At 34.3% G+C, this 15,363-nt stretch carries 13 protein-coding genes; 3 read left to right on the plus strand and 10 right to left on the minus strand.

What is annotated here, in order from left to right; translation table 11 throughout:
* Window positions 1-207 precede the first annotated feature (207 nt).
* Entirely contained in the window at window positions 208-1,047 is an 840-nt protein-coding gene (locus AB1278_RS19975) for a DUF4822 domain-containing protein (protein WP_429816582.1), read from the plus strand.
* Window positions 1,048-1,138: 91 nt separating this feature from the next.
* Here AB1278_RS19975 and AB1278_RS19980 read toward each other — a convergent pair whose 3' ends face one another.
* The 10 genes from AB1278_RS19980 to AB1278_RS20025 all read right to left on the minus strand — a co-directional run bounded on the left by AB1278_RS19980 (window position 1,139) and on the right by AB1278_RS20025 (window position 13,099).
* Window positions 1,139-2,188, minus strand: a complete 1,050-nt coding sequence (locus AB1278_RS19980) for an MBL fold metallo-hydrolase (protein ID WP_429816585.1) — start codon at window positions 2,186-2,188, stop codon at window positions 1,139-1,141.
* 158 nt (window positions 2,189-2,346) lie between these two features.
* Entirely contained in the window at window positions 2,347-2,985 is a 639-nt protein-coding gene (locus tag AB1278_RS19985) for a hypothetical protein (RefSeq protein WP_429816588.1), read from the minus strand.
* A gap of 152 nt (window positions 2,986-3,137) precedes the next feature.
* Window positions 3,138-4,889, minus strand: a complete 1,752-nt coding sequence (locus tag AB1278_RS19990; RefSeq protein WP_429816591.1) for an alkaline phosphatase D family protein — start codon at window positions 4,887-4,889, stop codon at window positions 3,138-3,140.
* A gap of 227 nt (window positions 4,890-5,116) precedes the next feature.
* Window positions 5,117-7,303 carry a peptidase domain-containing ABC transporter gene (locus tag AB1278_RS19995; RefSeq protein WP_429816594.1) on the minus strand — a complete coding sequence of 729 codons (2,187 nt, stop codon included), beginning with the start codon at window positions 7,301-7,303 and terminating at the stop codon, window positions 5,117-5,119.
* A 9-nt stretch (window positions 7,304-7,312) separates the two neighbouring features.
* A complete protein-coding gene (locus tag AB1278_RS20000) occupies window positions 7,313-8,230 on the minus strand; it encodes a hypothetical protein (protein ID WP_227942357.1) in 918 nt (305 codons plus the stop codon).
* A 10-nt stretch (window positions 8,231-8,240) separates the two neighbouring features.
* A complete protein-coding gene (locus AB1278_RS20005) occupies window positions 8,241-9,596 on the minus strand; it encodes a radical SAM/SPASM domain-containing protein (protein ID WP_002983497.1) in 1,356 nt (451 codons plus the stop codon).
* A gap of 348 nt (window positions 9,597-9,944) precedes the next feature.
* A complete protein-coding gene (locus AB1278_RS20010; protein WP_002983500.1) occupies window positions 9,945-10,145 on the minus strand; it encodes a hypothetical protein in 201 nt (66 codons plus the stop codon).
* A gap of 329 nt (window positions 10,146-10,474) precedes the next feature.
* The gene (locus AB1278_RS20015) at window positions 10,475-10,681 is read right to left on the minus strand and encodes an ecotin (RefSeq protein WP_202843656.1); all 207 of its coding nucleotides are present in this window, start codon (window positions 10,679-10,681) and stop codon (window positions 10,475-10,477) included.
* A 69-nt stretch (window positions 10,682-10,750) separates the two neighbouring features.
* Entirely contained in the window at window positions 10,751-10,942 is a 192-nt protein-coding gene (locus AB1278_RS20020; RefSeq protein ID WP_202843658.1) for an ecotin, read from the minus strand.
* A gap of 30 nt (window positions 10,943-10,972) precedes the next feature.
* The gene (locus tag AB1278_RS20025) at window positions 10,973-13,099 is read right to left on the minus strand and encodes an outer membrane beta-barrel family protein (RefSeq protein ID WP_227942359.1); all 2,127 of its coding nucleotides are present in this window, start codon (window positions 13,097-13,099) and stop codon (window positions 10,973-10,975) included.
* Between the two features lie 210 nt (window positions 13,100-13,309).
* Between AB1278_RS20025 and AB1278_RS20030 the strand changes: the two genes are divergently transcribed.
* The gene (locus AB1278_RS20030; RefSeq protein WP_429816601.1) at window positions 13,310-15,040 is read left to right on the plus strand and encodes a helix-turn-helix domain-containing protein; all 1,731 of its coding nucleotides are present in this window, start codon (window positions 13,310-13,312) and stop codon (window positions 15,038-15,040) included.
* Between the two features lie 148 nt (window positions 15,041-15,188).
* Window positions 15,189-15,359, plus strand: a complete 171-nt coding sequence (locus AB1278_RS20035) for a hypothetical protein (protein WP_171006273.1) — start codon at window positions 15,189-15,191, stop codon at window positions 15,357-15,359.
* The last annotated feature ends 4 nt before the right edge of the window (window positions 15,360-15,363 follow it).

Raw genomic sequence — 15,363 nt, forward strand, 5'->3', positions numbered from 1 at the left:
GAAACCACCCCGTCAAAAATTCTTTGAATTTTTGACACCCCTCCAAAGGATGGGAATTTCACACCTTTGATTGTTAAATTTGTCAATGATATCATTTTTCTCATTCTGAATTGGGATCTGTTATATTTTCTACAACAAAAGAGATATTTTATACAACGCCGTGATATTTATTAGGAATAAGTTTGCAAAGACTTAAAAAATACCTTTATGAATACACTGAAAAAATTATGTTATCTGTCTGCAGCGGTGCTGTTATCAGCGTCTTTCGTTTCATGCTCAAGCGATGATAATGAAATCATTATTGAACAGCAGACTCCCTCACAAGTACTGTCTTCTACGCCGTGGGAAACTACCGGAGCTAAAGATAAAAACGGAAATAATGTTGCCCTTACTGATGCCAGTGTAGCCGGATATGTAGGGTTTGCTTATTTCAAGGCAGACGGAAAGTTTGCGATCTACAACCTTACAGATGTATTGAGATCTATGGGAACATGGTCTGTAGATGCTCAGGGTAAAACAAGAACTATTGCTGCATTAAACCCGGATGGAACCACTATTTTCACCCGTGATGTTGAAATTCTTGTGTTGAACAGAAATGAATTCACCTACAGAATCCGTCCTAATTCCAGTGATCCGTCTGTGTATTATGATATTATCCATACGAAAACTTCTCACGCTGAGCCAACGAACGGGCAGCTTACTTTAGCTTCTACTCCATGGGAAACAACAGGTGCCAGAGATAAAAGCGGAAATAATGTTGCTCTTACTGATGCCAGTGTAGCCGGATATGTAGGATATTCTTACTTCAAAGCTAACGGAACTTTTAAAATTTTCGGTTTAAATGATATACTGCGATCTGAAGGAACATGGTCTATTTCTCCTGATGGAAAGAAGAGAACGCTTACGACTCCAACTTTTACGCGTGTTGTGGATATTCTGCTTTTGAACGAAACAACATTTACTTACAGAATTACCCCAGATGCGGCTAACCCAGCTGTATTTTACGATATTATCCATACAAAGGTCAACCATAAGGAACCTTTGTAATGATTATTTTTTTTATAATAAGGAAGAACCTGCTCAGTAACGGGCAGGTTTTTATATGTTTTAATTAAAGGAATGTTCCGTTAGTAACTTATCATTTGTATTCTTCCCACCATTTTTTCCAGTTTACTTTTCCCAGCTGATCCAGATTTACTTTTTCCCCGATCATCGGAAGGGTAACCGGGATATTGTTTTCTTCAGCATGTTTTGAAGCCAGCTCTAAAGGTTCGTACCAGATATGCTGTGCAAGCTTGAATTTGGAATTGTGTACCGGGATAAAGTTTTGGGCTTTTAATTCTTTTATTTCTTTCATCAGCTGGTCCGGCAATGTATGGATATAAGGCCACTTTTCGTTATACTGCCCATTTTCCATTACTGCCAGATCAAATGGCCCGAATTTCTCTCCGATTTCTGTAAAATGATTTCCATAACCGCTGTCTCCTCCTAAAAACAGATTTTTGGAAGGCGTTTTTAAAACGAAGGAGGTCCAGAGCGAGATATTACGGTTCAGTAATCTTCCTGAAAAGTGTCTTGCCGGAGTAAGCGTGAGTCTGAAGCCTTCTGCAATGTCTATACTTTCCCACCAGTTCTTTTCAATGATTGTATCAAATGTCCAGCCCCAATATTCAAAATGCTGTCCGGTTCCCAGTCCGCAAATGACTTTTCCTACTTTATCCTTTAATTGCTGAACGGTTTTATAATCCAGATGATCCCAATGATCATGCGAAATAAGAAGGAAGTCAATCTCAGGCATATGTTCCGGTTTGTAATAATCGGATCCCTGAAAAGCTTTTATTGAACCCGGCATGGGAGAAGCATTTCCACTGAAAACAGGATCTATTAAGAATGTCTTTCCATCAACTTGTATGAAATAGGAACTATGTCCAAACCATATCAGCACATTTTCATCCGGTTGAAGATTTTTAAGATCAGTCTCTACAAAAGGGAGCGCTGTTTTGGGTGATGTGTTTTCTATTTTGCACAGGCTTTGAAGGAGTAATTTCGTCATACTCTCTCCTTCTAACAGTGCCGGGGTTGTCAATATATTCTGAAACCGGCCGTTAAGATAATTGGGCAGTGTACTGAAATATTCTTTTCTTTTTTCATCGGGAAACTGTCCCAACTGCTTTTTTAAACTTTTCATTTATTTTATTTTAAATCCAGCCCGGTTTCTAAAGAAATGCTCTTTATCTTATTGGGGTGTGAAACTTTACTATAAAATAAATATAAGCATAAGATTCTGAGATGTGAAAATAAAGGATGTGGAAATTTTAATTCTTTATGATTTAATGAAACCTATTCTTAAAAAATCCATTTAACCAGTCCAAGCACAAACATTCCTAATACTGCGCAACCTATTATCATTGCAGCAAAAGTCTGCGCAAATTCTGTCCAATACTTTTTTTTATCGAAAGTAAAATCACTGGGGTTGATATAATAGACGTCATATACCAAAGGATCTATGCGCAAATCCGGCCGAAAATGTACAATTCCCTGGATATATCTTCTTCGTAGAGCTTTTAAATTTCCGATATAGTAGCTGTAACCGGCATCAGTTCCGTCAAAATCTACATCTGCTGCCGAACCATTGTGCTTTACATTCAATACATAAATCTTGTTTCGTGGGCTGATACTTACATCATATACATCCGGAAGGTTATATTTTTCCAGATCATGATAAAGAATTTGATCTATTGTTCCATCGGCTCTTTCGTAATGAATTCCTTTATCATCAACCTGTATCTTTCGGACTACTCTTTTTCTGATTCTCTTCTGATACCTGAAGAAACGGTATAAACCAAAAGCAAGAGCCGGATAGTATAATATTGCCACAATAATAAATATGAACAGTTTATCACTCACCACAACGGGTAATCCCAATACCAGCAGAAATGCCGTCAACAATAAAAGCACTCCAAAAGTCCTGGTTATCCAGGTCATGAAGCACCATGTTTCAGATGTTAATGGCAAAAAATCTTTTCTTGAATCCTCTTGCATCTGTTTAATATACGAAAAAAGTAAATAATACAAAAGAGCCACAGCAGCACCATGACTCTTTTTACCAAATTGAAAATAAGATATGATTATTGAAACTATGAAATCGTATAGGTCTTTTCTGTAGTGGTATTGTAGGTATCGGAAATCACATTGTCTACAAACCTCCACTCTGCAGTAGAACTTCCGGTGGTAAATTTCACATGCAGATATCCTCTTTTATAAAGATTGGCATATTCCAGGTCATCAATCAATAATGAAAATGCCTGAGCCAGTTCTATTGCTTTTGCAGGATCCGAAGTGATTCCCAGATATCCTTCAAGACCGGGAGAAGAAACGGAACTGCAGGCAAGCTCTGTCCCGATAAATTTACCCTGTGCATCGGTAAGCTTTCCTAACCATGCATTGTGGGTATCTCCGGCCAGTACCACTACATTTTTTCCTGCAAGAACAGAGTAAAGCTGTTCTCTTTCCATGAAATATCCATCCCATGCATCCAGATTGTATGGTAAAGTCGTTGTGATTCTTGCAATTTCCTGCGGTGTCAATGTAGGATCCTGTTGTTGATGTCTTGTTTTAAGAATAATCAACTGAGTGATGGTATTCTGAAACACCTGCATAGTAGCCGGCTGTGCACTTCCATACTGTTTAATTTCCGCAAGAATCTGATTCAGCAGCATCAAAAGCTCTGCAGGAACCATCATTTTCGTCATTAAAATCTGTTGTCCAAGCACTTTCCATTTGGCTGTATCACCATTGATCTGGGCATTCAGCCATGACATCTGCTCGTTTCCGATCAGTTTTCTGCTGGTGCTTAAGAAATCTGTTTTAAACTGTGTCTGATTAAAACTTCCTGTATTATCAAGATAATCCGAATATTCCATTTGTTTATCCCTTGCAATCACCCTTGTATCCATCATGTAAAGGGAAACGATATTCCCGAAGCTGAAACTTCTGTAAATTCTCATATCTTTCCCTGTTTTAAGAGGAATATATTCGCTGTATGCCTGAAATGCAGCCATTTTTCTTGCCTGAAAATCTCCTTCGTTCGGCTGATGGTTTTCTGCTCCTGTTTTATAGGTATCATTGGCAAACTCATGATCATCCCAGACACAGATGAAAGGCTTTTTCTGGTGAAGAAGCTGAAGATTTTTATCTCCTCTGTACTGCCTGTATCGTTCCCTGTAATCATTGAGGGTAAGGATTTCCTTTGCCGGCTGATGCGCTCTTCCCAGCTGATTGGTGTAGGGGTTTGTTCCATATTGTCCAGGAGCATATTCATAAATATAGTCTCCAAGGTGTACGACAACATCTGCTTCAGATTTTGCAATCGCACCATACACATTGAAAAGTCCTGCAGGAAAGTTGGAACAAGATACGACAGCCATTTTTACTTCACTTACAGCATCAGATTTTGAAGGTAAAGTAAGGGTTTCTCCTGTTACGCTGACTTCCTTAGTTGTATTGTTATAGAATCTGTAATAATATTTTGTATTGGAAGAGATATTCTGTACATCTACCGCTATAGTAAAATCATTTACCAGTGCAGCATTTGCCTGACCTCTTCTTACTACTTCTGAAAAATTGCTGTTTTTACTGATTTCCCATGTAATCTCTGCATCTGTTCCTTTTGAATACCGGGTCCAGATAATAATTCCTGTTGCGCTGGGATCAAAACTTGCTACCCCGGATTCAAAACCTCCGTTTTGGAGATTATCGGGGGCATTTCCATTTTCAGTAAAATCGTCGCTGCAGCTTTCAATTAAAGGAGCTAAGAAAATTCCTCCGGCAGCCAATAGTGAATTTTTAAGAAACCTTCTTCTGTTGAGTGGATTGTTGTTTTCCATCATTACTTTTTTTGCAAAGCAACGGTATCCGGAGAAGACGGCTGTTAACTGTGTTTTAAATATATTTTATGATTTTTTAAACAAATGTTTAATGTTATGCATAAGAAATTAAATCATGACACATATTGCTGTAATGGGCAAACACAAAAGGAAACCTTTCCGGCTTCCTTTTTTAACAAGTTCCATAGAAGAAGCTTGTTTTCATCAAATATATTATTTAAGGTCTTCTTTTATTCTCCTAATTCCAGCTGGTTTCTGACCAAATTAAAATATTCTCCTTTTTTGGATACTAATTCCTGGTGGTTACCCTGCTCTACAACTTCGCCCTTTTTCAAAACAATAATATTGTCTGCACTTTTTACTGTGGATAAACGGTGTGCAATGATAACAACAGTTCTTCCCTTAAAAAATTCCTGTAAATTATCATGTATAATTTTTTCATTTTCTGCATCCAGTGCAGAAGTAGCTTCATCAAAGAAAATAAAATCCGGATTTTTATATACAGCCCTTGCAATAAGAATACGTTGTTTCTGTCCTCCGCTTAAATCATCTCCTGCGGCTCCTATTTTGGTATCAAATCCTAAAGGAAGACTTTGAATCATTTCGTATATATTGGCTAATTTACAGGCACTGATCAATAATTTTTCATCTGCGTCTTCCTGCATGGCAATATTTTCCCTTATGGTTCCGCTGAATATGTATGAGTCCTGAAGAACAACTCCACAATTGCTTCTCCACCAATCATGATTGATCTGAAACAGCTCTTCCTGCCCGATGTTCAGATCTCCTTCTGAAGAAGGATAAAATCCCAGAAGAAGTTTGGATAATGTGGTTTTCCCACTTCCACTTTCTCCAACAATGGCAAGAACTTTCCCGTTAGGAATTTTAAAATTGATATTTTTTAAAACATAGGGCTGATGTCCCCCCGGATATTTGAACCATACATTATTTAAACTAATATCCTTACTCAGCAGAGCCTGATTTCCCTCTTTTAAATTAAGGTTTTCATCGGTTTGCTGTAGAATTTCCTGAACTCTTTTATACACTAAACTTGAATCCTGAAATGAGCGGAAAAACGCGACCAGATTTTCTATGGGTGCGGAAGCAATACCTATAATATATCCTATACTCAGCATCTCACCAACCGTCATTTTCCCAAGTGATACCCAATACACGCAAAAAAAGGTAGTTGAAAATATAAATAACTGTTTAATAATGCTGGTAACATTGGTTTGATAAATATCCAGAATAAGACTTTTTACTTTGGTCTTATATATTTTTTTCTGCAGCTCTTCCCACTTTGATATCCTTGAAATATGAGCATTACTAATTTTAACGGAAACCATCCCGGTAATCATCTCAACAAGATGATTTTTGCTTTCTGAATTTAATTTAAAGGCATAATAATCTATAATCCTTCTTTTATTATGAAACAAGTAAATCCATACAGTGGAAAAAACGGCAATTCCCAGAAATCCTAATGCTATATACCGGTTATATATTAAAAGCCTTATTATAAGTACAATCAGTAAAAAAACTGATAAAATATTCGATAACAATTGTCTGGTTAATAACTGTTCTATTTTTGACTGTTCTTCTATTTTCTGTAATAGGTCTGTATATAATCTGTTTTCAAAAAAAGAGACGGGAAGTCTGACTGTTTTCTGCAGCAAGTCATTCAGCATTTTAATGCTTACCTGTGAGCTAAAGTGTACTCCTACAAAATTCTGAAGGATATTGATGAGTATCTGCCCTCCATACAAAAGCATCTGAAATCCAAAAATTCCAATGATCACTTTTCCTTCTTTCGACTTCATTCCTTCGTCAAACATCTTCTGAATCAGCTGAGGAAAGATGTAGGAAATAACAGAACTTATTGTAATTAAAAAAATCAGCAGTCCAATTTTGAAATTTTGTTTTTCTAAAACTGAACGAATATAGCTTTTGAAAATTTTTAAATCCTGCCGTTCAAAAGGAGGTTTAAACTCAACAAACTCTTCTTTCGGGATTAATTGTAATCCAATCCCTTCGTTATCTGCGGACGAAATCCAAAGCTTTACAAACTGTTCTTTTTTAAGCTTTAGTCTGCCATATTTGGGGTCTGAGATATAATAAAAATTATTTTTGATTTTATAGAGTACAACAAAATGCTCCTGCTCCCAATGTAAAATGCAGGGTAAATGAACATCCTCGTTCAGTGTAGACAAAGGAACCTTAAAGGGAGTTGTATGAAAATACAGCTTTTTACCGGCATCATTAATATCTGCCAGAGTAACCCCGGAGCGGGTAACTTCAGTAAGGTTTCTCAGATATACCAGGTCACAATCTTTACCGTAATATTTTAGAATAATCTTAAGGCAAACCGGACCGCAATCCATCTGTTCTATTTGGGAATAAAAGGGAAATTTGTTGAACACAATAATAAGTTAAATTGTTATGCCTAGTGTTTTTAGCTTTTTAGTAAATTCTTCATCATTTACTAATTGCTGGTTATTGGATATTTTATCTAAATAATTTTCTATTATAATTTTCACTAATTTTTGCGGAGAACTTTTGATATGAGAAAAATTCTCGTTCAGATAATCTAAAAAATCTTCATCTTCAATTTTGTCTATACAGCGCATGGTTATCAGTAAATTTTCCTGATCGCCTGAAAATTCATTTTGCTTTAGCAGAGCATTAAAGATCTGCTGAAATATCAGTCTTGTTTTTTTCTCATCCTGCGAAGATTTAAGAATGGCGATATAAGAGTTGTTTATAATATGTTTTATCATCCCCTGCTTATCAATAAGGGGAAGATCTTCAGCCAGATTTTTGCAGCTCTCGTTTTCATGTTGGCTAAACATGAAAAAAGCCAATATCTTCATGACTTCTGTCTTATACCGCTCTTCATTTTGAGTACGTGCAAAAATTCTGATTTTATTAAGTGATTGTTCTCCAATAATTATGGCAAAATAAGGAAACGTGTTACTCTGAACTAAGGCACTTTCAATAGCCCTGTCAATATTTTCCTCTGCCAGTACAAAATCATTTTCCACGTAATTTTTATACGCAAGCAAAGCATAGTCTAAGCTTATCATCCCCTGATGAATAGGCTCTATGAAATAGGTATTCATACTTTGCATTTTTGAATAAAGGTAATTTCCTAAGGTAGTATTCCCTGTACGAAAAGCAGAAAGTGATTTTTCAGACAGGTTCATATAGTAAAACAATCCTGCCTGGATATCTTCCGGAATATCTTTTCTAAATTCTTCAATCAGATTTTCGAAAATATGTCTTGGTTTTTTCACCTCATATTCCCTGAATTCTACTGTTTTTATTTTGTCTAAAATTATTGTTTCCATACATCATCTATTAAGAAAGCACAGCTTGTTCATTAATATATCTCTGAAGAAGAATTCTGTCGTCAATATTAAATTTGAAGGAAGGACACGCCGGGATATTATCATACCAGTTTTTCGGACATGCTCCGCCACACAGAGGAAGGAATTTACAGCTTTTGCACCATGAGTTATTGTCCGGTATTTCATTAAACCAGTTTCTCATGACAACATTTTTGCTGTCTACATCTTTATCTTTCACAATGTTTCCGGCATAAAACTCAGAGTTATCATATTTTGGAGTGTACGGGATTTCCCAACATGTAGAGACATTTCCAAAAGCGTCAAATACTTCTGAGGTCTGGCTTACTACCATACAAGGTTTAGTAACTCTTTCAGGAATAATCTGTGTTTTAAATTTTGCTTTTGATTGCAGAAGCTTCATATAAACTTCTATTTCAAGCTCAGCAAATTCTTCTTTTGACACGCCTTTAATAGTAGCTTTGTTATCACCCCAGTCGTGGATGGGAGCAAGATAGAAACTTACGTGCTGAAGGATTCCTTCTGCTTCCAGATAATCAATAAAATCTATCACATTGTAGCTGTTCTCTTTATCCACATTACATCTGATATTGAAACTTGCTTCTTTTTGATATAATTCGGAATTAACAATTTCTTTGATATTTTTAATGATAATATCAAAACTGTTAGAACCATTTTTCAGATATCTTCTCTTATCATGGAATTCCTGAGTTCCGTCAATTGTGATCTGATATTCTGTAACCCTGTAATTTTTTACCAGTTTTTCAAAAAGAGAATATTTAAGGCTTAAAGCATTTGTAATAATTCTTGAAGAATATTTTAAATTTTTCTCTTCACAAAGGCTGATTAAACGGGTGGATAAATTAGAGATAGCCGAAAGACCTGTTAACGGCTCTCCTCCATACCATGTAATACTCAAATGCTCCAGATCGTTTGACAGACTTTCCATTTTAGTAATGATTCTGTCATAGGTAAGATCTAAAACTTCTTTTGACATACTTTTGTTAGTATGCAACTGGCCGCAATAGTGACATCCCAGCTGGCAGTTTCCTGAAGGCTGAATCACATAAGAAAGTGTTTTCAGATCCTGATGATCTACAGACATGATGTTATCTGAAAGGATTTCTCTTAACTCATCTTCAAACTCAGGTACATAAAATTCATTTTTTATCAGGTTGATAAAAATTTCTTCGGGAATCTGAGTGGTTTCAAGATTACATATTTTTTCGTATAACCCTTTTTTCACTTCAATGGATGTTCCGGAACGGGTAGAAAAAAGAATGACATGATCATCTAAAATTTCTTCGTTTTCTATGGTATGGATATATCTTGATAATTTGTATTTCATAATTATTTTATTTTAATATTAAATAGAGTAGCACGAATGCTACTCTACTTTTTACTTTAGTTGTAACTCCAACATTCGTTACCACTGCAAGTTTGTGTACCTCCGAATCCCCAGCAGTCATTCTGACTTGTGCACGTTGCCGCTAGTTCTAAAGGTAACTTACCTCCTTTGATTGTCTTTACTGAACTTTCGCTCATTCCCTGTAGCTTATTTTCAGTGATTTTTTTAGACAGTTCAAACAATTTTTTGTTTTTCATCACAATAAATCTTAGGTTAATTTTTTCTCTTGTAAAGTTTTAATTCCACACAAGACCCTGCAGAACATAAATTTGTGGAATCAGAGTTCTATTAGTTATAACTCCAGCAGCTGTTACCACTGCAAGTAGCTGTACCTCCGAATCCCCAGCAGCTGTTCTGACTTGTACAGTCTGCTGCTAATTCCAAAGGAAGTCTACCTCCTTTGATTGTCTTTACTGAATTTTCGCTCATTCCCTGTAGCTTGTTTTCAGTAATTTTTTTAGACAATTCAAACAATTTTTTGTTTTTCATGACAATAAATTTTCATGGTTAATAATTCTCCTGAACAGTTTTAATTCCACACAGGACTATACAGAATACAAATTTCTTTATGAAAAGCTCCAGCAATTAGGATCTACGTGCAGATCCGGCCTGCACCAACTACAGGTACATTGGCTACAATGGTAAGCGAGTAAGCCACCGGTAATAAATACAAGGCCCTCTTTTTGCAGTTTTTTCATTTTGACATTTGTGATTTTCTGAGAAATCATCTTAAGCTTTTTGTTTTTCATAGAAGTAAGTTTTTTATGTTTATTACGAATCTTAACTCTATAAAAATTAATCAAGCCTATGTGGGCGAATTATTGGTCAAAATAAGCCCAACAACTGTTTGATGCACATGGGCTGGTTCCATAACCCCAACATGCATTTGCACCGAAACATGCACAGTCTGATATAATCTCTTTTTGTATTCCTCCCTTAATAACTTCAACTGATTCTCTTTTCATTCCTGGGATTTTGTTCTCAGTAATTTTTTTAGACAATTCAAACAGCTTTTTGTTTTTCATCACAATAAGTTTTCATGGTTAATAGTTTGCTGAAAAGTTCTGGCTTCAGAGAAGGTTCAGTAAAAATTTTTATGAAAAGCTCCAACAATCATTCGTCGAGCAGATAAACGGACCACAGTATGTATTACAATCAGGATGTCCATAGCAATCTCCAGTAATATTCTTTCCTGCGTAGATTGTTAAAACTTCTTGTTTTTCTAATTTTTTGATCTTACCGAGGGTTATCTTTTTGGATAACTCCACAAGTTTTTTGTTTTTCATGGTTATTAGTTTTTAGTAAAAGTTGAAGGATTATAGTCGGGGGTTTTCATTTTGAGTTCTCCCCTTGTCTATATCTCCGGTATTCACCTTTTTTACTTTGTTGTTTCCGAATGTTTTGGATATGCTGAGTGATATGGATCTTAAATTTGATTGCGAAAGAGTTTCAATATATCCGTCATTATTATATAGTGTATTACGGGAGTTTGAAAGATTCAACAGATCTTTTACAGAAAGCTTGAACTTAAAATCTTTATAACTCTTTGAAACCTCAAGCTGATTATTGATAAAATAACCGTTTTTCTTATTAACTAATGTATATGGAGAGGTGTAACCAAAGTTATAGCTTATGTTCCAGCCTTTATTCCAAAGATTATTTCCACTAATTGTAACGGAAGAATTATTATACCAAGAACTAGGATGAACATCATAGATATCTGCATTATTGATATAATACATTCCTGTAGACAGATTGAACATCCATTTGTTTTCAAACAATGGTTTGTTATAGTTCAATCCCACATAAAGACGCTTTACATTACCTTCAAAGTTTTTGGGTCTTGTAATGGAAACATTATCTACAACCTCTGTATAAGGAAGAATAGGATTTTTTACAATTCCGAAATTACTTACAAACACCCAGGTTCTTTTTATACTGTAGCTCGCATTGAATAAATACATCTTTGCCACATTAAGGTCAGGATTTCCTGTTTCCCACCAGGTTTCATTATTTTTATAAATAAATGGGTTTAAATCATCTACATAAGGTCTCCATAATGCAGTTCTGTATCCCAGAGAAACTCTGTTGTTCTTATTGATCATATAAGAAAGGTTGATGCTGGGTACAATATTGTTGTAACTTCTGGAAAAGTTCTCGCTAACTGTGTTTTGTTTTGCGTTGATATTTGTGTTTTCATAACGCACCCCTAAGTTGACGTCCAGCACAGAAAAGATTTTTTTCTTAATATTAGTATATAACGCGTTTATATTTTCATGATAAGTAAAATTATTAGAAAACAGGGTATTCAATGTACCGTCTGCATTATAATAGGTATAAGGATTATCTGTAGAAAGCCAATTAAGCTTTCCTCCTGCTTCAAGACTTATTTTCAGTTTCTCGAAAGTTTTAGAATAATCTACCCTTACGGTGTAATTGTCTTTCTGATAATCATTATATATTAAGTTTGAATACGGGTTCGTCAAATTGAAAAACTCCGTCGTATTATCTCTGTGATGGGTGTAATAATCAAAGTTGATATCCAATCGCTTGGATTTTTTATCATCATTAAAGCTGTAATAAACATTTCCTCCGAAAAGGTTCAGCTTATCATTTTGTGTATTTACCGTTCTGTTTTCAAAAATTCCTCCTGTAGTATCATAGTATATATTCCTGTTTTCAAGTGAAGATTCAGGTGTTTTGTGGTAATATTCCAGAATACCTCCTATGCTGCTTCTTTCATTAAGCTCGTAATCAAAACCTGTATTTCCTCCAAAGTTGGTTTCTTTAATCAGCGTACTTCCTATAATCTGATTTCTGCTGAATTTTGAGCTATAATTATCAATACTGTTTCTTTGCAGGTCATTATTATTTTCAAAAAACAACATGGTATTATTTGAAAATCTGTTTTTATGATAATTTAAAGCAATATTCGCCTGCTGGCTGTTTTTTCTGTTTTGTTTATCTGTAATGGTAAAACTTCCTTTCAGTCCATCTGTTTCCAGTTTCTTCAGCTTCAGATTAATAATCATTGCATCCTCCAGATCATATTTTGAGGAAGGATTGGTAACCAGCTCTATCTTTACCAGATTAGAAGCCGGCATAGCATTAAGATATTGTATTAAATCTTTGCCTTTAAGAACTGATTTTCTGTCATTGATGTAAACAGAGGCGTTCGTTCCCAGAAGAGTTATTTTATTATCATCTAATTTTAATAATGGTGTTTGAGAGAGAACTTCGGATATGTGATTTCCTACAACCAAATCGCTATTTTCAACATTAAAAACAAAACGGTCATCCTTTTGTTCAAAAAAAGGTTTTTTACCATTCACTTTTATTTCTGCAATTTGTTTTTCTATAACTGTTTTAATGGAATCTTTCTTCTCTTGAGAGAAACCCAACAACGGAAGCAAAACACTTACACATATTACTATTTTCCTCATTTACTTTCAATATTTCTGATGCAAACATCATGATTATACCTAAGGTTTACAAGATTAGTAATCCGAGATTGATCAATATCGGTATATCTTTTTCCAAAAATTTACAAATTCACGATTCAAAGAGATCAATACACAACTGATAAACAACCTCTTATACTTCCATGATAAAAATCCGATGATAATTCATAAATTTGCAGTGTATTTAGAAATATGAAGAAGTTTCATTTAATTATTTTAACTGTTTTCCCTGTTTTTTTCTTTTCTCAAAGCATAAAGGGACTAAACATTCCAGACTCGTTAAAGAATAAAAGTTATAAGTATATTAATGATGCTTACAATAAAGTATTCCAGGTTGACAACGATAAAGCTGAGCTTCTAGCCAATTACATTCTATTAAAAGGAAAGAAAGAAAATAATAGGGACATCCTGTTTGATGGATATTATAATATAGCACGGGTAAAAAATCTGAAGAATGAAAACGGGCATCCCTTTGCAGATTCACTCATCTCTGCCTCAAAAAACGTTAATAACTACGATTACCCGGCAAAATCTTATATATTAAAGGGTATTTTATTCAACAATGAAGGGAAATACAAAGAGGCTTTAGATGAATATACTATAGCTATTAATCACAACAAAGCTGAAAATAAAGAACAGTTTTTTTATATAAACAAGCTCATTGCTATCCTAAAAACAGCCACAGAAGAATATCAGGAAGCACTTCCTCTCTTTTTGAAATACTATAAGTATGAAAAAGATAAAATAAAAGACAACAATGTAGATGCTAAAAACTATATTGCTTCTATTTTTTCTTTAGCTAATATTTATACCAAATGTAAGGACTATAAAAAAGGTATTGAATTTGCAGATCTGGGGCTTACAGAATGTAAGAAATACAATAATTATTCTTATTACAGCTATCTGCTTATGATAAAAGGGATTAGCCTCTTTTATGTAAAAGATTATTCGCTGTCTTATAAAATCCTGCTGGAAGTACAAAAAGGATTGATAACAAATAAAGATTATAGTAATCTAGGAGTTTTATATTACTATCTGGGAAAAATAAAATATGCAACCCGCAGTGAAAACGAAGCTATAGAATTTTTTAAAAAGGCAGATTCAATTTCTTTTACTTTCAACAGTTTTGAACCTATAAAAAGAGAGGGATATGAAATTCTGATAGACTTTTATAAAAAGAAAGGCGATTTAAAAAAACAACTAAAATACATTGACAACCTGATGTATAGTGACAGTATAATAGCTGTGAACCGAAAAAATCTTTCAAAAGAAATTCTGAAAAAATATGACACCCCTTTGCTTATGAAAGAAAAGGTAAGTGTAATTGAAAGACTGAACCATCAGAATGCCTGGCTGATAGCGTGTTTGCTTATGATTACTTTAGCTTTCATATTTGTAATCAGGAAAAACAGGAAGAAAATAAAAGAATACGAAAAGCAGGCAAAAGTATTATCAGAAAAACCTTTGAGCACCCCTGTGCTGGAAAAAGAGCAAAAGAATGAAACTCCCATTACAAATGATCCTTCCATTATCATTGAAAGAAAGGAAAAAGCTACGAAAAGTGACCTTTCTTCTAATCCAAAATTTAAAATACTCATTGATAAAATAGAACAGTTTGAAAAGACTAATAGTTTTCTCAATAAAAATATTACTTTAGATTCTCTGTCAAAAGAATTTGATACAAACAGAGATTATCTCTCAAAGCTAGTCAATGAATTAAAGGGTAAAAACTTTTCCCAATATCTGAACGAGCTTAGGATCAACTATATTGTTGAAGAATTAAAATCTAACGAAAAAATAAGAAAGCATACCATTGCTGCTATTGCTGATGATATTGGCTACAACAATGCTGAGTCTTTCACGAATGCCTTCAAAAAAATAACAGGAACACTTCCTTCTTATTATATAAAAGCACTCAATTAAAACAAAATTATAAACTGCTAAAAATTAATATTTTACATGTAAATCTCACCGAAATTTATCAATTTCGGTATATATAAATTCTTTATTTACAGGAATAGAATTTCCTTTGTACTTCAATTTATTTAAAAATCTTAAAATTACTTCAGCAGTGAAAAAAATTAAAAAAACAGAAAAAAGATTATCCCTAAACAAAGTTCAAATGTCTAAAATAAAAGGAGGGATTAGCTCCGGAGGAGGTGATCAAATGCTTTTGAATGGTGGTAATGATACGGTCTTAGACAAAACATTAGATACTCTAGATGTGACAGTAAAAAATTAATGAC

The sequence above is a fragment of the Chryseobacterium sp. NRRL B-14798 genome (genome assembly GCF_050470705.1).
GTDB classification, from domain to species: Bacteria; Bacteroidota; Bacteroidia; order Flavobacteriales; family Weeksellaceae; genus Chryseobacterium; species Chryseobacterium cupriresistens.